Origin of the sequence: Pandoraea commovens (assembly GCF_902459615.1) — a bacterium.
Taxonomy (GTDB): domain Bacteria; phylum Pseudomonadota; class Gammaproteobacteria; order Burkholderiales; family Burkholderiaceae; genus Pandoraea; species Pandoraea commovens.
Genome location: NZ_CABPSA010000011.1, coordinates 122,909 through 144,451 on the forward strand (window position 1 = coordinate 122,909; position 21,543 = coordinate 144,451).

Annotated in this window: 9 protein-coding genes and 1 pseudogene; 7 read left to right on the top strand and 3 right to left on the bottom strand. The window is 61.0% G+C overall.

Annotation, left to right across the window (positions count from 1 at the left end):
* Positions 1-114: 114 nt before the first annotated feature.
* The 3 genes and pseudogenes from PCO31010_RS24320 to PCO31010_RS24325 all read right to left on the bottom strand — a co-directional run bounded on the left by PCO31010_RS24320 (position 115) and on the right by PCO31010_RS24325 (position 12,432).
* Positions 115-10,389: a two-partner secretion domain-containing protein gene (locus PCO31010_RS24320; RefSeq protein ID WP_246184760.1), complete on the bottom strand. Its 10,275-nt coding sequence runs from the start codon at positions 10,387-10,389 to the stop codon at positions 115-117.
* Between the two features lie 84 nt (positions 10,390-10,473).
* Positions 10,474-10,590, bottom strand: a pseudogene (locus PCO31010_RS27225) (ESPR domain-containing protein); the annotation flags it as partial.
* Positions 10,591-10,599: 9 nt separating this feature from the next.
* On the bottom strand, positions 10,600-12,432 hold the full coding sequence (locus tag PCO31010_RS24325; RefSeq protein ID WP_150666521.1) for a ShlB/FhaC/HecB family hemolysin secretion/activation protein: 1,833 nt from the start codon (positions 12,430-12,432) through the stop codon (positions 10,600-10,602).
* A 455-nt stretch (positions 12,433-12,887) separates the two neighbouring features.
* Between PCO31010_RS24325 and PCO31010_RS24330 the strand changes: the two genes are divergently transcribed.
* The 7 genes from PCO31010_RS24330 to PCO31010_RS24360 all read left to right on the top strand — a co-directional run bounded on the left by PCO31010_RS24330 (position 12,888) and on the right by PCO31010_RS24360 (position 21,081).
* Positions 12,888-15,230, top strand: coding sequence for a bifunctional salicylyl-CoA 5-hydroxylase/oxidoreductase (locus PCO31010_RS24330; protein ID WP_150666522.1), 2,343 nt, complete (start codon positions 12,888-12,890; stop codon positions 15,228-15,230).
* Positions 15,231-15,239: 9 nt separating this feature from the next.
* Complete coding sequence (locus PCO31010_RS24335; protein ID WP_150666523.1) at positions 15,240-16,061, top strand: SDR family NAD(P)-dependent oxidoreductase; 822 nt, start codon at positions 15,240-15,242, stop codon at positions 16,059-16,061.
* A 143-nt stretch (positions 16,062-16,204) separates the two neighbouring features.
* Positions 16,205-17,068 carry an enoyl-CoA hydratase family protein gene (locus PCO31010_RS24340; RefSeq protein ID WP_150661506.1) on the top strand — a complete coding sequence of 288 codons (864 nt, stop codon included), beginning with the start codon at positions 16,205-16,207 and terminating at the stop codon, positions 17,066-17,068.
* Positions 17,069-17,071: 3 nt separating this feature from the next.
* Positions 17,072-18,256, top strand: a complete 1,185-nt coding sequence (locus PCO31010_RS24345; RefSeq protein ID WP_150666524.1) for an acyl-CoA dehydrogenase family protein — start codon at positions 17,072-17,074, stop codon at positions 18,254-18,256.
* Between the two features lie 216 nt (positions 18,257-18,472).
* Positions 18,473-20,116, top strand: coding sequence for an AMP-binding protein (locus PCO31010_RS24350; protein WP_150666525.1), 1,644 nt, complete (start codon positions 18,473-18,475; stop codon positions 20,114-20,116).
* An 81-nt stretch (positions 20,117-20,197) separates the two neighbouring features.
* Entirely contained in the window at positions 20,198-20,671 is a 474-nt protein-coding gene (locus PCO31010_RS24355) for an acyl-CoA thioesterase (protein WP_150666526.1), read from the top strand.
* Positions 20,672-20,673: 2 nt separating this feature from the next.
* A complete protein-coding gene (locus PCO31010_RS24360) occupies positions 20,674-21,081 on the top strand; it encodes a RidA family protein (RefSeq protein WP_039402674.1) in 408 nt (135 codons plus the stop codon).
* Positions 21,082-21,543: the final 462 nt, after the last annotated feature.

Below are 21,543 nucleotides of genomic sequence, written 5' to 3' on the forward strand. Positions count from 1 at the left end.
AAATTATTAGAATAAATATGTTTGCTATGATTAATATGGTTGTGAAAATAAATGAGCTTATGATGATCAAGTAGATAAGTATCTTTGCGGTTGGTCGGTATAGTTTTTTTTCATTCATTTTGATGTTTCTATGCCTTTTATTTTTTTATCAACTGTATTGGTTGTAAATTCTGATGCTGCTGAGCCGCCGACTGCGCCGAATATTTCAACGAAAATCTTATTTCCAATTAGCCATGCAAGATTCTTTACGAGGAAGTTGCCGAAACTAGCTCCGGCCGCGCCGCCAATTCCCGCAGGAATAGCGGCATTGATCGGATCGTCCCCTTTGATTGATGCTCCAAGAGCCGCTCCAGCAGCGGAAACGGAGGCGGTGGTGAAAATGCCCCGTCCTTGTGATATTGCTCCTATCCCTGCCGCGATGGCCGCATCCTTTATTTCCACCTCACCTTTAGCCAATTGCTGGGCGACAGCATTGGCTGTTCCAGTTATTACGGCACCTCCGGCCGCCGCAGAGGCGGTCGCCACTGCTCCCACGACGGCCACCGGGCTTATCGCTGCTACAGTTACCGCGTGTTCCACGAGTGCGGTTCCCGGCTGAGGCAAAACGTTTCCTTCCCATTCAAGTTGTCTCTTTTGTTCCGAAAGAATTTCTTCTACGGAGGCCCCGTTCTGCATCATCTGTTCGGCAAGTGTGGCTCCGGCCGATCCCGACTTTGCCGTGCCCAAGGGGAGCGTGAATTGGTTGTTCTCCAACTCCAACCGAGACGCGATGCTCGCTGTCGTGGCGTCATTGCCCGTCCCGGCGGTGATGCCTGCCACAACGCTTTCAATGAGATTCATCCGGGCCTCCTTGTCCTGCTGCGGCAATTCGTCATTGCGCGTGTCGGCTATCTGATTGAGCAAGTTGCCAAGCACGACGCTTGCCGCGCCGCCCATTGCACCCGCGCCGCAGTTGCCTCCCGACGCCGCTCCACCGGCGCAGCCGACGATGCCGTGCAGGGCAGTGCGAGCCGATTCGCTTTCGAGGCTGTCGGCGATCTGTTTCACTTTTTCCACCGCTAACGTCTGCAAATAGCCGACGGCCGCCCGCTGCAGGAATTCGCCAGTCCCTGCCGTGACGTTTCCACCTGCCGCCGCCGCCATCACCGTGACTATCTGACGGTAGCGTCCGCCCGGTGCCCACTTCGCCGCGTCTTGAATCTGTCCGTCCAACGCCGCGATCTTCACCGGATCCGTCTCCTTCTTACGTGCCTCTTTCAGCGCCTCGAATTCCTTCGCTCGGTTGGTCACAAACGTCCCGACTTCGCGCTGCAGCGCCCTCACGATCTCGAAGCCGGCTTCGATCTGCTCCTTGTCGAACTTGTTGGCGAGAGCGTTGCTCCCGTCCCGATCCGACGACACGTCACGATTGACGTCCGCTATCGCTTCCTCCGCCGTCTTACCCGTCAGGTCGAGTTGCCTTGCCTCGTCAGTAATCTCGATCACAGCCCCGCTTACACCGCTTCGGGTGACGCTGGAGGCGCTGTCGCCAGCCGCTACAACTATCGGTGGAGCGACGCTGACAGGACCAGTTTTCGGTAGTTCGGTGCCCGGCGTCGCGTTAGCACCGGTCTGAGCATCTCCCTTCTGGTCGGTCCCGACTTTTGCGTTGTCGCCACCGCCCGTACTGATGCCACCGCCCAAGCTGATACCGAAGGCGTCGTACTCTGCGTGGTTCTCGATGTCACGCGTCGTCAACGACCCAGTTTTCAGACGGTTCCTATTCGCGTCGACCGCTTTTTCCGTGGATGCAATGACCGCTCCCGTCAGGTCGGTGTTGCCCTTGACCGTCACGTCGAAACCCGCATCTCCCGCCTTAATTCCCGCCTGGTCTACGACGCTGGCGAAGTCACTGTTGATTTGCTGATGGCTGACGTTGATGCTGCCGGACGCCCCGCCGAAACCCACCGTTCCGCTCCCGCTGATCGACTGGTCTTTTGACTGATAACGGCTGGTGTCCTGAAGGCTCTCGATGTTCAGATCGCCATCGACCCTCGCGATGACTCGCTCGCCGCTCACCGTCCCGCCGCGGATATTGGTATCGCCTCCCGATGAGATTTCGGCCACGTTGCCCGCCTTGACGTGACTCGATCGATGCGTCACATCCGAGCCGTCGGCTTTGCCGCGCGACAGGCTTGCGTTGGCCGTGACACCAATGGTCGAGCCTTTTGTCCCCAGGGCAATGCCCAGTCCTATGCCGCCAGATACCCCGCTGGAAGTTCGATGGTGCTCGGCCGTATCGGTCGACGCGAGGATGTCGAGCGCGCCGTCCGAAGCGAGCGTCACGTTGTCTCCCGCCTCAATCGCGCTCCCCCGAATCTGCATCGACGATTGATCGCCGTCGCCTGTGGCGCTGATAGTAATGTTGCGTCCCGCTCGCACCGTCGAGCCGGTTGACGTCGTGCCGTCATTCGTTTCGCGACTCTGTTGCTTCGATCCTCCGACGGTGACGGAGATATTGACGTTGGCCGCGTCCTGTAGATTCTTGACGCTGTCTGCGGCGTTCTTGATCGCAAGCCCCCCGGCGGCGACACCGAGAGCCTTCATGCGGGAATCGTTCACCTTGCCAACGGCCTTGCCCATCTGGCCGAGCGTCTCAGCGGCGCTCAGGAGGGGGCTCGATACGGCGACCGTCAGCCCAGATTGCTTGACTTCCCGCTCATGAACGGACTTCTCCGAATCCTGGCTTTCGACGATGGCAACGCGCGTGGCGGCGATTTCGATGCTTCCGTCGCGCGCGAGAACCGTGCTGCCTTCCTGCCGGAAATCGTTGCCTGCACGAACCATGACGTCGCCATTGACCGCCCCAACGAGGCTTCCCGTTCGATTCACCTGCTCCCGTTGCTGTCTGTCTTTCTCTGTTCGGCTGCCAATAGTGAAACTCGTGCCACCTCCGAAAACACCGGTGGTCGTTTTTTCGGAGGAGGACAGTGAAGTCCCGCGGTCTTCCGTGGACGAGATGTCGATATTCCGTCGGGCGCCCAATACGACATCGTTGTCAGCGATGACGTGACTACCCGCAATGGCGATATCCCGCCCCGACATCAAGGAAACGGCATCCCCGGACAACGTACTCCCCGTCGTGCGTGTTCCGTGACGCTCCCGATGCGTGGTCTCCGTCGTCGATGACAGAAGACCGTTGCTCGTTCGTTGTGTCCAGCGGACGTCGTCGTATTGCGTGGCAACGCCCCCGACGGTGATGTCCCCAGTCGCCGTGATTTGAATATCGGATTTGCCTGCGCGGCCCGGAGCCGGTTTCGTCGTGGGCCGATCAGGCGCGTCGCCACCGGCGCTGAGGTAGGCGCCGAGTATGGTGACGTCACCCGTGCCGGATTTGTCCGTCGACACGTAGGCGCTCACGCCTCGTTGCTCCAGCAGTCGACTCAACGCTGCGGCTTGCCCGGCGGCTATGCCGATTCCCTTGCCAGCCGACAATTGCGTTCCTCGGGCGGTTTCTTCGTAACTATCTACCTCGGTGGAGTACGAACTGCTGCGAACGCGCCCGGCGTCCTGAATGCTGTCCAAGACGGCATCGACCTTGACGTCTCTGCCCGTGACGATGGCGATATTTCCATCCACACCAACGTGTGCACCCGATGCTGTCAAGTCGCGCCCTGCGATCAGCGTCGCATGTTCACCGGCAGTAATCTGCGATGCCACGTGCTCTTTGATCTGCGTCTGATTGTGGTTGTCTTGCGTGCCACCGCCGAAGTCTCGTTGCAACGCGCTCGCGCCCAATGAGATGTCGCGTCCGGCTGTCAGCTTCAGATCCTCGCCCGCATCGATGGCCGCCCCGACGACGGTCAGGTCTCGACCTGCGGTAACGGATACGGATCGGGTCGCGGACACGTTGCCCAGAGATTCGATGGACGTCGTCGCACCGCCTTGAGACCCTTTGCGCCACTCGAAGGTGTTGAAGGCGTTCTCGAAGACGACGTCACGTCCAGCGCTGACATCCACGTCCCGTCCCGAAATATCGCCGCCAATATTGGTCATGTCTCGCGCCGCGACGACCTCCACCTTTCCTTTGTTCCCCGCGCCGCCGATTGTGCCGAGATTCCGAACGTCGTCGGCCGTTAATCGGGTGCTGGTGCGCCCGGCTATCTGACCCGCGTTGTTGATTAGATTTGTTGCCTCAATGAGGACGTCGTTACCTGAGACCAATGCGCCCCCGGGCTGCATGGTGACGCGCTTTCCATGGGCGAGATAAACCGTAGGAACAAGGACCTCTTGTGTTGTCCCGTCCGGCAGCGTGACGGTCTGCCGCACAAGCCAGACGATGTCGTCCGTGAGCGCCTTCATTTGTTCGGCGGTCAATCGAATGCCAATACGAAGCTCCAGATCGCGTCCAGCCCGAGCACCTTGCGCCAACAGATTCCGAATTACCGCATCGTCTTTCCCTCCGACAGCTTGCCCGGTCAGCTTGAGAATTTGCTCCCGGACCAGCTTTGCCTCGTAGAAGCCATCCCCGATGCGCCGCTCCACAGCCGACGGGTCAATGCCGAGCAGATCGAGCATGTAGTTGCTGGAAACTAGCGTGCCGCGCTCGGTAAATCGCGGATCGGTTTCTATCAGGTAGGGATGGTCGGGCGCAGAGATCACCTGAAAGAGCGCACTTTTTGGCAGAGTGATCCCCGGAATACCGCCGGAAATGGCGTCGAGCGTCTGAATCGCACCCACGGCCTCGGGGCGCGTCACAGTCTCGTTCAGCGTATCAACAGACGCCCGAGTTGAGGCGGAGACGGACTCAACATTGGAATTCACGGAGACTCTGGATGACGCGTTCACGCCGCTGTCGGTGCTTCGGCTTCCAATGACCGTCCCGTCAATGGCGGCTGTCTCGATCGTGATGTCGCGACCACGAATTCGGGTTGCCTGATTCGACGATATGAGACTCGAAAGCCCGCCGACGACGGTCGTCCGCTCGGAGCCAGGAAGACTGACCGAGGTGCGCCATGAGTCGCTGTTCCCGCTCTTTTCGTGCCAGTAAAGGTCTGACACCTGCTCGATCCGTTCGACGCGCTTCAATCCGACACTGCGACTCGTAATGTGCCCGTCGTTTCCGCGGACCTTCAGGTCCCCGCCCGCGCTTATCGTCGACGCGTGATTCAGTGCGGTACCGTTATCGACGTTCAGTCGGATCGTACCTTGCGATGTGATAACGCCCGGGGCAGCCACATCACCCAATACGTCGGTTCGGCTATGGACGGTGAGACTGCGGCGATACTCATTGGTATCGCGGCCATCGCGTATGCCGTGCCCTCGCCGGAAGATTCGCACCCCCTCGTCCGGAGCGCCCGAGATCGCCTGGTCCGACTGGTCGACGACCGTCGGCAAGATATGTTTGGCAGGGTCGTAGTCTGGCCAGAATTGGATAATCCAGTTTCCGTGGCCGTCATCCGTTATCGACTCGAAATGCTGGACCGCGCTGCGGGTGATGTTTCGGGTGTCGTATTCGGAGAACGATCCGCGTTGAAGCGATACCTCGATGATTGGCTTTTCAAGGGAGAACGTTTTCCCTGCGGTATCGAGTGCAGTCAGCCCACGCTTTGGAATGGTGACACTTATCGGCGCGCCGACCGCCCGAATTTTTTCTGCCGAATGCGCCGCGCGCGCCTCGCGACCCCAACGCCATTGGGTGAAGCTTTGATTCCGCGGATTCGGGATGAGCTTCGTCGTCTTGATCGTGCGTCCGTTGATATCGATTTCGATGTGCGGTGTTCCGATCAATGGAGGCTCACCGTCTACGCTCAGGCTGTGGCTCGTATGAACGGTGGGCAATTCTTCGCACGCGCTGCCGGTATGTGCGGCACACCTCTCGCGGCTATTCGGGTCGGGTAGGGCGATGTATCCCGCAATCCAGACGTCGCGAACGGTCTGCGTCGCGCTCTCGTGTTCGCCTTCGGTGACGTTGATGTAACTACGATCATTGATGAAATCGCGCGTGGCGATATCGATGTCGCCACCGGCTTCGATAGTTGCGGAGCGGTTCACGAGCCGGGCGGTTTGCTCGGTGAGGAGGCCCTCGGCATCGAGGGAGTCACCGGCCGCGATGCGTATCTGCCCAAGGCTGAACAGCGTGGCGCCGGTTTGGTTGACCACTTCACCGCTCGCGAAGATGTCCAACTGCTGCGTCGCAGCGATCACCGCCGGTTCACCCGTGTTTTCAAGACGTGCGCCGTCGAACCGAATACGATGGCCGAGGATAGATCCCGTATTGCGCAACGCGGTGCTACGCAGTCGGATGTCGTCGCCGTCGACACGTGTTTCGTTGATGAAATCGCCGGAAGCGTCGACAAGGACCGAACTGGCCCGGAGGCGACCGCCCTGCGAATTCAATACCCGCATCGCCGTGACCGTCAGTACCTTGTTGGCTTCCAGCAAGCCATGGATCCCTAGCGTGCCTCCTACGCCGAGGGTCAGATTTCCGCCAACTTGCCAGATATGGTTCGGGCCGTAGACGAAGTCGCCAGGCAGTGCGATGTTCATGTCGCCGCCCGCCCGAAATCTGGCGGTGCCTGACAACTGATTCGTCCGCAGGCCCAGCGTCCGATTCACGGAAATCTCGCCGCTTTTATGGTCCAGCCGCTCGACCGCGAGAGACGCGTCACGTCTTGCTTGCACTACACCGCTGTTGTTGAAACTTCCCGTTTGCTCGCCGTTTTGCCGGGACAGGATGAGGTCTTCATTGGAAAAGATCGTGCCATCGTTGATCAACGTATCTTTGATCGCTAACGCCAGGCCTGTGCCGGATGTGATTTGTGCGGACGGCCCGTTTGTCAGGGCATAGGTCGTGATGGAAAGACGTCCGTTGCCGCCGATCAGTCCTGTGGGATGAGATCGGGGGGCGTCGCTTGTCCTGGCGTTGGTAAGTGAGTCGGACACGAGGGTCAGATCTCCTTGCCCGCCATTCACAATTCGGCCATTGATGTTGTCGATGCTGGCTGCGGTAATCGAAACGACGCTGTTCGCAGTCGTCGAGTCATTGGCTGCGGCGGGGCCGATCTCGAGGCTTCCGTCCGTATTGTCCAGCGCACCACGCGTCTTCAATTTGAGCGCGGTGCCGGAATGGACCTCCCCGGAGACGTTCCCGAAGTCACCCTCCGCAGACGCCGTTATCTCCTCGTTGGCGTTTAACCGTCCCCGTCGATTGTTGATGTCCTTGGTCGACGCAATGATCAACGCGGTCCCGGCTTCGATGCGAGCCCCATCGACATTGTCGACGCCGCCTGCATGTACGCTGACTGCGCCGTTACCGGCGATATTGCCCCCCCGATTCGCTGTGCTTCGGGAGGATGCGACGTTTCGTAGCCGCTCGCGAAGCACGATGTCGATAGCACCATTGCCGGCATTCAGAAGGCTACCGTTTTCGTTGTCCAGACGTCGTCCCGACATCTGCATGCGGCCGTTGGGCGCTCCGATCTCAAAACGCCCCGAGCCGTTGTCGATGTCGCCTTCGACGGCGAGCATCAATATGTCGTGGACGTTCACCAGGCCCGAACGGTTGAAAAATCCACCACCGGCCATTGCGCTCAGTCCCTTAAGCGCGATCAGGTGTCCGTCATCGTTGATGACGTCGGATGACGCTCTCAGTACGAGCGTGTTTCCGCTCAGTTGGCCGCCGCGGTTATCGAACGTGCCAACGCCAAGTTCAATGTCTGCGTTTGTGGCGATTTGCCCACCATCGGTATTTTTCAACGCGTTGCGAACGGTGATTTTCGTCAGTTCCTGCCCCGCGTTCTGGAGTCTGCCTGCAGTGTTGTCGAATGCTTGTGCGTCAAGTGAAAGGGCGTCGTTGGCCTCGATGAGGCCGGTGTGATTGTTGAGCGCCCCGCCGACGTTGAGCGAGAGACGTTTCCCCGCGATCAGACCGGAGGTGTTATCCAGCCCGTGAGCGGTGTCCACTGTCATGCTTCCAAGTGCGCTGAGATGCCCCCGGCCGTTTGCAATCTCGCCGCTATCCAGCTGTAAGTCGCCGTTGGTTCGAATACGTCCGCCGCGATTGGCTATCGATGCTCCTGTGATGGTGATCGTTCCGGAACCGGCATGCGCAATGTCGCCATCGCTGGTGTCGAGCTCCGCTGCGTCGATATTGGCGTTGTGCGCCCCGAAGTGAATCGTGCCCCCACGATTGTCGAGCGATTGTCCAACGTGTAGCGATGAGGCGTCATGTGGGCGGTTCGCTGTTTGGCGAACGGCGCCGGACCGGTTGTCGAGATGCCGGGCATCGACGAACAGCGAGCGTGCTTCCAGTTGTCCACGGGCGTTGATGACCTGATCGGCGCGCAAGGCCAACTTATCGCCAGCCAATATCGATCCGTCGCTATTGTCGAGCGCGTTCCGGACTGAAAGGGTGACGTCGTGTTGTGCAGTGATGGTGCCACCAAGGTTCAGAAGGCTACGCGCAACGTCGATGATGAGTGAGTTCTGCGCCGCGAGTGCGTCGGAATTGGAGAGGTCGGCAGTCGTAATGAAGACATTCGCGTTCCCCGCAATCTCTCCCTTTGTGTCGTCGAGCGCGGCGTTATGAATTCGATCGCGTACACGAAGATGAAGGTCGTCGCCAAGGGCGAGCATTCGGCCGCCACGATTCTCGACGATGTCGGCGCTCAGAGAGAACTTCGACCCGGACTGGATCAGACCTGCATCGTTACGAAATTCCTCTCGAATCGACGCAGACAACGAACGTTTGGCGGATATTGCGCCGCCCGTGTTCCGCCATGCGTCCGCTACCGCAGACAGGTCACCGTTCGTGGCAATGGTGCCTTGCCCGTTATCAATGGATGCAGCGCGCACGTGAAGTTCGCCGGTACCGGCATGTTCGATTTTCCCCGAGGTGTTGTCGACGTGTGCCGCCGTCAGCGAGAGATCGGGGCCATTGATTTGTATTCGACCATCGTGATTGTTCAGCAACCCCGAGAGCTTGATCTGGACAGGAGACTTGCCCCATTGAGAGAGAGTGCCCCGGCGGTTGCTCAACGCAATGGCCTCCATGAACAGAGCGGCCGTCTTGAGTGTCGCCGAGTCGTGGTCGATCGTTCTTGCCGCCGTCATGTGAAGCGCGTCACCCACGCTCGTCGTGGCCCGTACCATCGAAATGTCACCGATGCGAGCATGGACTCGCATGCCATACAGAGCCGTCAGCGTCGCGTCTGACAGGTCGATTGCGTCGCCCGATAGTTCGAGATTTCCCGTCGATGAGAGCGTCCCGCTCGATCGCAGTGAGCCTGAGGCAGAGACCGATACGTCTCCCGGACTGCCGCTTGACCCATCGGGATTGGTTCCTGAGGCGATCATGCCGGACGAGGCGACGGCACCGGCTCGTGCGCTGAAGTGTCGCCCGGTCGAGGCGATTCCCGTATGTCGCCATGTGCCGCCAACACTCAGTGCCATGTCGTGACGACTGCGCAAGGTGCCAGCGCTGATGAGCTCGCGTGCCGACGCCAGATTGAGTGCTCCGTCGGAGATCATCTCTCCGCTAACGGAGAGACTTCCATCTGCCCGAGCGTGAATGTCCTCGCTCGCGTGCAACTTACCGGCAATCTGAACTTGCCCCGCATTGTTGAGCACTACGGCGCCACGACTGGCGGCCACGTGTCCGTCCATATTGACGCCGACACCGGCCTCCGTCCCTATCAGTCGGATTTTTCCCGCGTACATGCCACCAAGGCGCGAAACGTCCAGGGCGAACGTCGGCCGTCCTCCTTCGGCTTGTGTCGAGTGACGAACTTCGAACGTTGCCGCGTCGACGTCGTTCAGGCCGGTGATCACGTCCAGTCGCTGTGCGTGAACGGCGGCATTGATCTCCACTGCACGCGCAAGCAAAGCGGTGTTCTCAAGGTTGCTGCCATTCAAACCGTTCCCGTTGATCGTCAGAAGACCGCCGGTGACGCGAAAGGCCTCAAGCGACCCACTGCCGCCGAATACAGGCAACCCGGTTGTCAGGACGCCACGCGGTACGTTGATGAAGCCGCAGCCGTTGCAGGTCAGGCCATTGGGGTTGCTAATGATGACTTCCGCCCGTTGGCCTGCGACCTCCAGATAGCCGGCAACGTTCGATGGCAACGTGCTCGTGACCTGGTTGACGATAATTCGCGCAGGATCGCCCGCGAGATTGGGGTTGCCCGGAACGAGCCCTCCGGTTTGCGTCTGCACGATGGTGCGCGAGTTGTTGAGAATGGCGCCTTGCGTGGGGACATCGAACTGGTGGTATTGATTTTGAGAGACGCCAGCTGCGGTGGGCGATGTGATATTCACCAGCGGCAGGCCGTTAGGCGTCGTGCTGACGCCCGGTGCATGCGGGCCCGGGGCCGCGACGATTTGAGCGTATGTCGTCACCGGAAGCGCCATGGCTAGCAGTGCAGGGATTAACGACATCCGCAGCACATGCGCGACGCCTGACGGCGAGCGACGCGATTGCCGGTGAATTGCCGTGCGGCGCTTAGCGCTCCGATCGCTCCCGGGTGTCCTGCCGCGCCTGACGTTTTCGCCGACAGCGACCCATTGATGTTGAACGTGACTGAATATCAGTCGATAGCAATGTGTATTCATGGGCTGAGCTCAGTAGCGAACGGCGAGGGAGAGACCTGCGACGGCCGTGTTCACGGGAAATCCGCACGGATAGAGAAGGGGCTTCGCGACGAAAATGTCGTAATTGGCGTTGCCCCAGGGGCCGCCGTATGCGCCGATCTGGCCGCTGAGTCCAATTGCAACGCCGGCCAACTGCGTGCCCTGAAGATGGCGGGTACCGGGGCCGAACACTCGCCCGTAGTCAATGCCCACATAGACGGCGTGAGTGCTCGTTGCGAGAGGCACGTGGATGTCGTGACGGAGAAAGAAGCCGCGTGCTGCGCTGAGTGTTTGATCGCCCGTGAAGCCCCGTACGCTGTATCGACCGCCGATTGCCATCTGGTCGACGGCCCAGAGCGCATTGGCCGTGGTCTGGCCGTGAAGCGTGCCGGTAAGCCTTAACGGGACGCCGCCAAGTCGAATTGGGGCAGACCACTGCATGTCGGCGAGAAACATGCGGTAGCGATACGTTTGTGGCGTCGGCTGGTGCGTCACCGGGTCACGCAGGTCGTCTTGTGCGCCGAACCACGGCATGCCTTGCCGATAGCTCAATGCCAGGTCCGCTTGTACCGCACCCAGATACTGCCTTCGGGCAATCCCGAGTTGGAGATACGTGTTGTTCCTGTACTGCTGGGAAATCTCGAAGTCTTCGATGAAGCTCTTGCCGAACCGGCGGCCGATCCGCGCTTCCGCAGTCGTCTTGCTTCGGCTGTCCCGATGCACGACGCGTTCCAGCCGTAGTTCGGCTGTCTGGTTTCGTCCACTGGACACGAAGGTTTCATTGGCACCCGCTATACGCTGGAAGTAGGTGCGAGTGCTCCCAAAGACCGAAACCGTGCTGTAACCCCAAGGTACGGAATAGCTGACGCTGCCGCCTTTCGTGCCGAAGCGATCGTCGCCGGTCGACAAGTCGTGCTGCGCGGAAAGGTCGAGAAGATCGTTTAGTCCTAGCGGGTTGTCGATGCCGATGGCCAGTTGCCCCTGCAGGCGGCCTGTGTCGCGGGTGCCACTGTTATCCACGGAGGCCAGCAGTCGCCAGGGCCGTCGACGTTGCACGTCGATCAACACATCGCTGGTCCCGAGCCCCTTGCCGGGCTCGATACGGATGTCTGCGTCCTGACTGGGCATGCGCTTTAGCTGCTCCAGTCCTTGTTCGAGTCCGTGTATCGAAAGGATGTCGCCTTCGCGCAGGGGCAAGGCGGATCGCCAACTGCCTCTCACGCCGTCATCGACAAATCGGATGCTCGAAATCCGGCCGACGATGAGGTGCAATGTCAGGCGGCCACCGGCCAAGTCCTGTTCCGGAACTGAAACGCGGGTTGTGACCCAGCCGTTCGCCAACACCGCGTCGGTCGCCAGCGATGCGATCAACGCAATGCCTTTCGTGCCTGCGCACTGGCCGACAAACCGGCTCAGAGCAGTCGAGATGGCGGCGAACCGACTCGGTAAGGCATCGCCATCCGGGCCGGTAATCGTGATGTCGGTTAGCGGAACACAGGGCGCTTCCGTTGGAAGTTGCGTGGTGTCGATCGGGGATTCGGTGCCGTCGGTAGGGGCCGACAAATGGACGTCGGGTGCGTCGGCTCTATGTTGGCGTTCCTGCGAGTCTCTTCGTTGTCGCTCCAGTTGCGCGTCCTGGATCCCTTGCCGAACGGGAGCCCGAACGACCTGCGGCGAGGTCTGCGCCACCGCCATTTCGGGATGAAGTGTCAAGCCACCGATGAGCGCGCCGAAGCAGGCGATCGCCGAGGCTTGAGTGATAAAACGAGTGCAAGTGCCGTGTGAGACGACTGCCGATTGATGCGGAAAATCTGGATATGCCACGAATTGCGCTGCCCTTACTTTTGGTCGAATCAATGCACAGCGACGCGCTCACGACGAACACCGCATGAGCGGTTTCGGGCGCGAACGCAATAGCGAGTGCGTAGAAGGGCGCAACAGCGAGCACGGTCGACGTGCGATAGCCGGGGGGGCTTACACCCTGGCGTCTAGCCAGAGAGTGGATGGATCGAAAAGTGACAAGACGGCGACGATTCTGGCAGGGGGGCGGCGACAAGTATTTCGAAATTGAACCAACTTGAGCACTTTCGGAATTGTCTGAGTGGAACTTGGGGAAGTGCCTTCGCCTAAGTGCTTTCCCTCCCCTAGCATCCCGGCACGCGGCCGACCTTGCCGTAGCAAATTTTTTTCGCTAGTATTTTAGGCATAAACTATTTATGATTTAACAAAGGTCGACCGCTCGGCTAGCGCGACGCGATCTGTGAATCCGGAGGCTGGAGATGAATATCGTCTGTATCGGTGGCGGTCCCGCAGGTCTGTATTTCGGGCTGTTGATGAAGCTGCGCGATCCTTCCCATCGTGTCGTGGTGGTCGAGCGCAACCGGCCTTACGACACCTTCGGTTGGGGCGTCGTGTTCTCCGACGCCACCATGGACAACCTCCAGGAAGCCGATCCGGTCAGCGCCGCAGAGATCAATGCCGCGTTCAACCACTGGGACGACATCGACATCCACTTCGAAGGCCGCACGATCACCTCGGGCGGGCACGGCTTTATCGGCATCGGCCGCAAGAAGCTCCTGAACATTTTGCAAGCGCGCTGTGAAGCCCTCGGCGTCGAACTCGTGTTCGAGACGGACGTGAGCGACGATCAGGAAATCGCGCGCCGTTACAACGCCGATCTGGTGATCGCCTCCGACGGCCTGAACAGCCGCATCCGGACGCGCTACGCCGACACCTACCGCCCCGACATCGACACGCGTCAGAACCGCTTTGTCTGGCTCGGCACGCACCAACGTTTCGACGCCTTCACGTTCGCCTTCGAGAAGACCGAACACGGCTGGTTCCAGGCGCACGCCTATCAGTTCGACGCCGACACGTCGACGTTTATCGTGGAGACGCCCGAATCGGTCTGGCGCGCCCACGGCATCGATCAGATGAGCCAGGAAGAGGGCGTGAAGTTCTGCGAAAACCTCTTTTCGAAGTACCTCGGCGGCCACGAGCTGATGAGCAACGCCAAGCACCTGCGCGGCTCCGCCATCTGGATTCAGTTCCCGCGCGTCATTTGCGAACGCTGGGTGCATTGGACGGATGTCGACGGTAAGCGCGTGCCGGTCGTGCTCATGGGCGACGCAGCACACACGGCGCACTTCTCCATCGGCTCGGGCACCAAGCTTGCGCTTGAAGACTCTATCGCGCTGGCCGACGGTCTCGGCGCGCAGGGCATCGACGCCTTGCCGCAAGTGCTCAACGACTACGAAGCCGCCCGCAGCATCGAAGTGCTCAAGATTCAGAACGCAGCGCGTAATTCGACGGAGTGGTTCGAAACCGTCGACCGTTACGCGCGCTTCGCCCCCGAACAGTTTGCTTACTCGCTGCTCACGCGCTCGCAGCGCATCTCGCACGAGAACCTGCGCGTGCGAGATGCCGGTTACGTGGAAGGCTATGAGGACTGGCTCGCCGAACACGCGGGTGTGAAACGCGCTGCCGGTCAGCACGCGATTCCGCCGATGTTCACGCCGTTCCGTGCACGCGAACTCACGCTCAAGAACCGCATCGTGATGTCGCCGATGGCGATGTACTCGGCGGTCGACGGCGTGCCCGGCGACTTCCACCTCGTCCACCTTGGTAGCCGTGCGCTGGGCGGTGCGGGCATGATCGTCGCGGAAATGACCTGCGTGTCGCCCGACGCGCGCATCACGCCGGGATGCCCCGGTTTGTGGAACGACGAACAACGCGACGCCTGGAAGCGCATCGTCGACTTCGTGCATTCGGGCAGCGACGCCAAAATCGCCATGCAGATCGGGCACGCGGGCCGCAAGGGCTCGACGCGTCTGGCCTGGGACGGCATCGATCTTCCGTTGAACGACGGCAACTGGCCGCTGATCTCGGCCTCGCCGATGCCGTACATCGATGGCGTCTCGCAGACGCCGCGCGAAATGACTCGCGCCGACATGGACCGCGTCAAGGATGACTTCGTACAAGCTGCCTGTCGTGCGGCCGAAGCCGGTTTCGACTGGCTCGAACTGCACTGCGCGCACGGCTATCTGCTGTCGAGCTTCATTTCGCCGCTGACGAATCAGCGTCAGGATGAGTACGGCGGTTCGCTGGAAAACCGTCTGCGCTATCCGCTGGAAGTGTTCCACGCGGTGCGCGACGTGTGGCCTGCGGCCAAGCCGATGTCGGTGCGTATTTCGGCGCACGATTGGGTCGAAGGCGGGATCACGCCGGATGACGCGGTCGCGATTGCCATCGCCTTCAAAGACGCCGGGGCGGATCTCATCGATTGCTCGTCGGGTCAGGTCAGCAAGGAAGAGAAGCCGGTCTATGGCCGCATGTTCCAGACGCCGTTCGCCGATCGCGTGCGTAACGAAGCCGGTGTACCGACGATTGCCGTCGGTGCCATCTTCGAGGCGGATCACGTGAACAGCATCATCGCGTCGGGGCGTGCCGATCTGTGCGCGCTCGCCCGTCCGCATCTGGCCGATCCGTTCTGGACGCTGCACGAAGCCGCGAAGATCGGCTACAAGGATCTGCCGTGGCCGTCGCAGTACTATGCGGGCAAACGTCAGTACGAGACCAATCTGGAGCGTGCTGCCGCCTACGCTCAACAGATCGGTAAATAAGGACAGTTCATGACGTCGACGACAACCTCCACCCACGCCATCGGTACGACACCGGCGACGCTAAGTGGTGTGCACGCCCTCGTGACGGGCGGTGCACGTGGCATCGGCGAAGCGGTGGCCCGCTCGCTGCTCGCGCAGGGCGCGCGCGTGACGCTGCTCGGTCGCAGCGAGGCAAAGCTTGCGCAAGGTGTGCAGGCGTTGGCCGCGCTGGGTGAGGTGAGCTGGGTGGCGGCGGATATTTCCGACGCCGCCGCAGTCGAGGCCGCTTTTGCCCGTGCCGCAGAGCGTTTCGGCCCGGTACAGGTGCTCGTCAACAACGCTGGGCAGGCCGTGAGCGCGCCCTTCGGCAAGACGGACGCCGCGCTCTGGCAGCAGATGATCGACGTCAACCTGACGGGCACGTATCACTGCATTTCAGCCGCACTGCCCGCCATGCTGAGCGCTGGCTGGGGACGCATCGTCAATGTCGCCAGCACGGCAGGGCTCATCGGTTATCCGTACGTCACCGCGTATTGCGCCGCCAAGCACGGCGTGGTCGGTCTGACGCGTGCACTGGCGCTGGAAGTCGCGAAGAAGGGCGTGACGGTGAACGCCGTCTGTCCCGGCTATACGGAAACGGACATCGTGCGCGACGCGGTCGCGAACATCGTCGCCAAGACGGGACGCAGCGAAGACGAAGCGCGTGCCGAGCTGTCGAAGCGCAATCCGCAGGGACGCCTCGTACAACCGCAGGAAGTCGCCGATACGGTGCTGTGGCTGTGTCAGCCGGGCGCGGGCGCGGTGACGGGGCAGTCGATTGCAGTGGCTGGCGGGGAAGTGACGGTCGGCTAGGTGTTGTGGGTGTGTGACAGAGACTCAGGGCGTTGCGCAGTCGGTTGACCGCGCAACGTCATTTCAACGAGCAGGATCGTCGGGCTTCATGGGCGGGGAACGCCGCCCCGGAGCCGCTCGACGATGGCAAAGGAGATCGGCCAATGAGTGACGTGAAACTGACGATGGCGCATCACAAGCGCCCCTTCGCGAACTATGAAGCCAAGCACTTTCTGTGGTCGGTGTCGAACGACGCGCAAGGGCGTCCGAGCATCGGCACGATCACGCTGAACCGTCCCGACAAGAAGAATCCGCTGACGTTCGACTCGTACGCCGAGCTGCGCGATCTGTTTCGCGGACTGGTCTACGCAACGGACATCAAGACGGTCGTCGTGACGGGCGCAGGCGGCAATTTCTGCTCGGGCGGCGATGTCCACGAGATCATCGGACCGCTCACCCAGATGAGCATGCCGGAGCTGTTGGACTTCACGCGCATGACGGGCGATCTCGTCAAGGCGATGCGCGCCTGCCCGCAGCCGATCATCAGCGCGATTGACGGCATCTGTGCCGGTGCGGGCGCGATGGTGGCGCTGGCTTCGGATATGCGTCTGGGCACGCCGCAGACGAAGACGGCATTCCTGTTCGTGCGTGTGGGGCTGGCCGGTGCCGACATGGGCGCCTGCACGCTGCTGCCGCGCATGATCGGGCAGGGTCGGGCCTCCGAACTGCTTTACACCGGCCGCGTGATGACGGCGGAAGAGGGCCAGCAGTGGGGCTTCTTCAACGCGTTGCACGATGGCGGTGCGGTCCTCTCGGCCGCGCAAACGCTGGCCGATCAAATCGCCTGCGGACCGACCTTCGCGCACGGTGTGACGAAGAAGTTGCTGCATCAGGAATGGAATATGGGCGTGGATGAAGCCATCGAGGCCGAAGCCGAAGCACAAGCCATCTGCATGCAGACGAAGGATTTCCGCCGCGCTTACGACGCCTTCGTCGCGAAGCAAAAACCGGTGTTCAAGGGCGACTGACCTATGAGCGATATCACGCCTCACAACGCGCGTAATGCCGACTTTCTGGCCTGGCCGTTTTTCGACGACGCGCATCGCCATCTCGGGACGGAACTCGACGACTGGTGCACGCGCGAACTGAAGGTCGACCATCACGCGGATACGGATGCGACGTGTGTCTCGCTGGTGCGCCAACTGGGTCGCGCCGGATGGTTGAAGTACTGCGTGCCCGCGAGCCACGGCGGTGCGCTGGATCAGTTGGACTCGCGCGCGCTGTGTGTGCTGCGCGAAACGCTGGCGCGTCACGACGGTCTCGCAGATTTCGCCTTTGCGATGCAGGGACTCGGCAGCGGTGCGATCACGCTCGCGGGCAGCGACGCGCTCAAGCAACGCTATCTGCCGCGCGTGGCGTCGGGCGAGGCGATTGCCGCGTTCGCGCTGTCGGAGCCGAATGCCGGTTCGGACGTGGCGGCGATGGCCTGTTCGGCCACGCCGGACGGTGACCATTACGTGCTCAATGGCGAGAAGACGTGGATCTCCAACGGCGGCATCGCGGACTTTTACTGCGTGTTCGTTCGCACAGGGGAAGCGCCGGGCGCACGCGGCATCAGCGCATTCGTGGTGGACGCCGACACGCCGGGCTTGACGATTGCCGAGCGTATCGATGTGAGTGCACCGCACCCGTTGGCGCGTCTGAAGTTCGAGAACTGCCGTGTGGCAGCGTCACAGCGTCTGGGCGACGCAGGCCAGGGCTTCAAGGTCGCGATGATGACGCTGGATATTTTCCGCGCATCGGTGGCGGCTGCCGCGCTGGGCTTTGCGCGTCGCGCCCTGGATGAGGGGCTGGCGCGCGCGAAGTCGCGCGAGATGTTCGGTCAGACGCTCGCGGACTTCCAGTTGACGCAGGCAGCATTGGGCGACATGGCGACGTCGGTAGATGCTGCGGCCTTGCTGACGTACCGCGCCGCGTGGCAGCGCGACGTTCTGGGGCAGCGCACGACGCGTGAAGCGGCGATGGCGAAGATGTTCTCGACGGAATCGGCGCAGCAGGTGATCGATCGCGCGTTGCAGATGTTCGGCGGCGCAGGCGTGGTGTCGGGCGCAGTGGTGGAGCGTCTGTATCGCGAGATCCGGTCGCTGCGGATTTACGAAGGCGCAACGGAAGTACAGAAACTGATCATCGCGCGCGAACTGCTCAAGGACGGTTGATCGTCCGCATTCGGCATTCGGCATTCGGCATTCGACACGCGGGACATGCTTTGACAAGTCCATGACCGTAACACGGCAGGACTTGGGATGTGCGCAGTGGCAACCCACGGAGACAGGGATGGCATGGCGTCTTGCAATAACACTTGGAAGCACTAGGACTACGTCGGGCGCGAAGCGCTGGCGTCATGCTTGATTACCGGGGGCAAGGAGAAGCACATGGAACGATCTGGACATCTCGACACTTTCGCGCGCGACAATCTGCCGCCCGCCGATCAGTGGCCCGAGTTTCTGCTGGACAATCCGGACGTGGCGTATCCGGCGCGCTTGAACTGCGCTGCCGATTTGCTGGACCGCGCGATTGCGCAGGGACGCGGCGACGCGCCTGCGATTTACTCGGTGGAGAACGGTCAGCCGACGGTCACGACGTATCTCGGTTTGCGCGAGATGGTGGACCGCATCGCCCATGTGTTGCGCAACGATATGGCGCTGGTGCCGGGCAACCGTGTGTTGCTGCGCGGCCCAAACAATCTGTTCATGGCGGCCGCATGGCTCGCAGTGATCAAGGCCGGGCTGGTCGGTGTGCCTACGATGCCCCTGTTGCGTGCGAAGGAACTCAAGCAGATCGTCGACAAGGCCGAGGTAACGGCGGCGTTGTGTGACGGCAGACTGAAGGAAGAGCTGGAATTCAATCGTCAGGCAGGGCATGAGTACTTCTGTCCGGTGCTATCGAAGGTGGTGTATTTCCACGACGTTGGTGAGGACTCACTGGAGGCCCGTATGGCCCGTCAGCCAGCGAGCTTCGACGCCTGCGACACGGCAGTAGACGACGTCTGTCTGATCGCCTTCACCAGCGGTACGACGGGGCAGCCGAAGGGCACGATGCACTTCCATCGTGATGTGCTCGCGATGTGCGATCTGTTTCCGCGTCACGTGCTGAAGCCGGGACCTGACGACATCTTCTGCGGCACTCCCCCGTTAGCGTTCACTTTCGGTACGGGCGGCTTGCTGACATTCCCGTTGCGCGTTGGTGCAGCAACGGTATTGCTGGAGAAGCTCACGCCGGACAGCCTGCTGCAAGCTATCGCCGATTACCGTGCCACGATCTGTTTCACCGCCCCGACGTTCTATCGTCAGATGGCGGGGCTTGTGGGTAAGTACGAACTTTCGAGCCTGAAGAAGACGGTGTCCGCCGGTGAGGCGTTGCCGGATGCGACGCGTCAGCTTTGGAAGCAAGCGTCGGGCATCGAGATGATCGACGGCATCGGCGGCACGGAGATGATCCACATCTTTATTTCGGCCGCCAATGGCGACGTGGTGCCGGGCGCGATCGGTAAGCCGGTGCCCGGCTACATTGCGATGATCGTGGACGAGAACATGCAACCGCTACCCCCGGGGCAAGTGGGCAAGCTCGCCGTGAAGGGGCCAACGGGGTGCCGCTACCTCGCCGACTCGCGTCAGACGAATTACGTGAAGAACGGCTGGAATCTGCCGGGCGACACGTTCATGTGCGACGAAGCAGGCAATTACTACTATCAGGCGCGCTCGGACGACATGATCGTCTCGGCAGGCTATAACATCGCGGGTCCGGAAGTCGAGTCAGCGCTATTGCAGCACCCGGCGGTCGCCGAATGCGGGGTGGTCGGTGCCGACGACGAAACGCGTGGTCAGATCGTGAAGGCTTACGTGGTCCTCAAGTCTGGGCAGCCCCGCGACGACGCGATGGTGAAGACGCTTCAGGAGTATGTGAAGGCTAACATCGCGCCGTATAAGTACCCGCGCGCAATTGAGTTCGTCGACGCGCTGCCACGCACGGAGACCGGCAAGCTACAACGCTTCAAGCTGCGTCAGATGGCACAGTAATACAGCATTACCGCAAGACGATAACGACAAGGTTCAGGGTGCTCCAGTGGGCACCCACTGACTTCGGCAGGGGAGGACGGAATGACTACGAAAACCGATGTCGCGGAACACGCTTTCGTGAAACCGCTTCTGGTGCGCTTCAAACACTGCGACCCGGCAGGCATCGTGTTTTATCCGCGCTACTTCGAAATGATCAACGATCTCGTCGAAGACTGGTGCGCCGAAGGCCTCGGCCTCTCGTTCGGCGATATGCACCTGCGCGATGGCATGGGTGTGCCCACGGCAAACATCGAATGCCGTTTCAGTGCCCCAAGCTTTCTCGGCGACACGCTGCAACGCTCGCTGGAAGTGACCCGCCTCGGCCGCTCGTCCATGACGCTGCGTATCCGCTTCGCCGGTGCGAACGACGAGACCCGTCTGCAAGCCACGCTTGTGCTGGTCTGGGTCGCAAAAGGCAAGGGCGGCAAACCCGCCCCGATCGCCGTGCCCCCTGCCCAACGCGACGCGATTGTCCGCTTTGCTTCACCCGATTCTGTGATTGAAGGAGTGTCCTGATGCTGCAAGTTCTCCAACCGCCCGAATGGGCAAAACCGCGCGGCTACGCCAACGGCATGGCCTTCGAAATGACGGCAGGCAGCCGCATCATCTTCGTCGGCGGTCAGATCGGCTGGAATGGGCAGCAACGCTTCGAGACAGATGATTTTGCACTTCAGGTGCGTCAGACCCTCGAGAACATCGTCGCGATTCTCGCGCAAGGTAACGCCAAGCCCGAACACATCGTTCGCATGACTTGGTACGTCAAGAACAAGCGCGAATACGTCGCCAACTATCCCGCTATCGGTGAACACTATCGCGCCGTCATCGGACGCCACTTCCCCGCGATGACCGCTGTGGAAGTCGCCGATCTCGTTGAAGACGAAGCTAAGGTTGAAATCGAAGTGACTGCCGTTGTGCCTGCTGTCTGATTCTTTGGTGCTTCCTTTAACACCTTCCCCCTAACGGACCGGGGCCCCTTTCCGCCGCTCAGACATAAACCCAACTCGCTGCAGAAAGGGGCCCCGGTCCGTCTCCCTCGACGCACCCAGTGCCTCAACCGACACCGCCCGCTTCCCGCTTCCTCTCTCAAAGCCACCAGTCCCGTCGACACCGCTCTTCTCCAGCGTAGTCGCGACGCCACACCCGCCCCGCACGTGCTCCGCAACTGCTGCGGGACGGCCGTGCCGTCGCCCACACGTTTCCTGTCCTTCCCCACGCCTCACCGCTTTCCTTAGCGCCTCACTTCGTTTTCTTTGGCCCCATGAAAAACGCCGAGCATCGCCCGGCGTCTTTTTGTCCCTCTGACTTCATTCCTCACGCAGCCTTCTGCGCTCCCTGCACCGCATCCAACTCAGCCCGCGTCAGCAAATACACTCCCGGCAAGTCCAGCT

Bases quoted from the DNA above. Each gene is read 5' to 3' on its own strand.
- PCO31010_RS24355 (WP_150666526.1), top strand. From the start codon at position 20,198: ATGACTACGAAAACCGATGTCGCGGAACACGCTTTCGTGAAACCGCTT.
- PCO31010_RS24345 (WP_150666524.1), top strand. From the start codon at position 17,072: ATGAGCGATATCACGCCTCACAACGCGCGTAATGCCGACTTTCTGGCC.
- PCO31010_RS24320 (WP_246184760.1), bottom strand. From the start codon at position 10,389: ATGGCGCTTCCGGTGACGACATACGCTCAAATCGTCGCGGCCCCGGGC.
- PCO31010_RS24330 (WP_150666522.1), top strand. From the start codon at position 12,888: ATGAATATCGTCTGTATCGGTGGCGGTCCCGCAGGTCTGTATTTCGGG.
- PCO31010_RS24340 (WP_150661506.1), top strand. From the start codon at position 16,205: ATGAGTGACGTGAAACTGACGATGGCGCATCACAAGCGCCCCTTCGCG.
- PCO31010_RS24350 (WP_150666525.1), top strand. From the start codon at position 18,473: ATGGAACGATCTGGACATCTCGACACTTTCGCGCGCGACAATCTGCCG.
- PCO31010_RS24335 (WP_150666523.1), top strand. From the start codon at position 15,240: ATGACGTCGACGACAACCTCCACCCACGCCATCGGTACGACACCGGCG.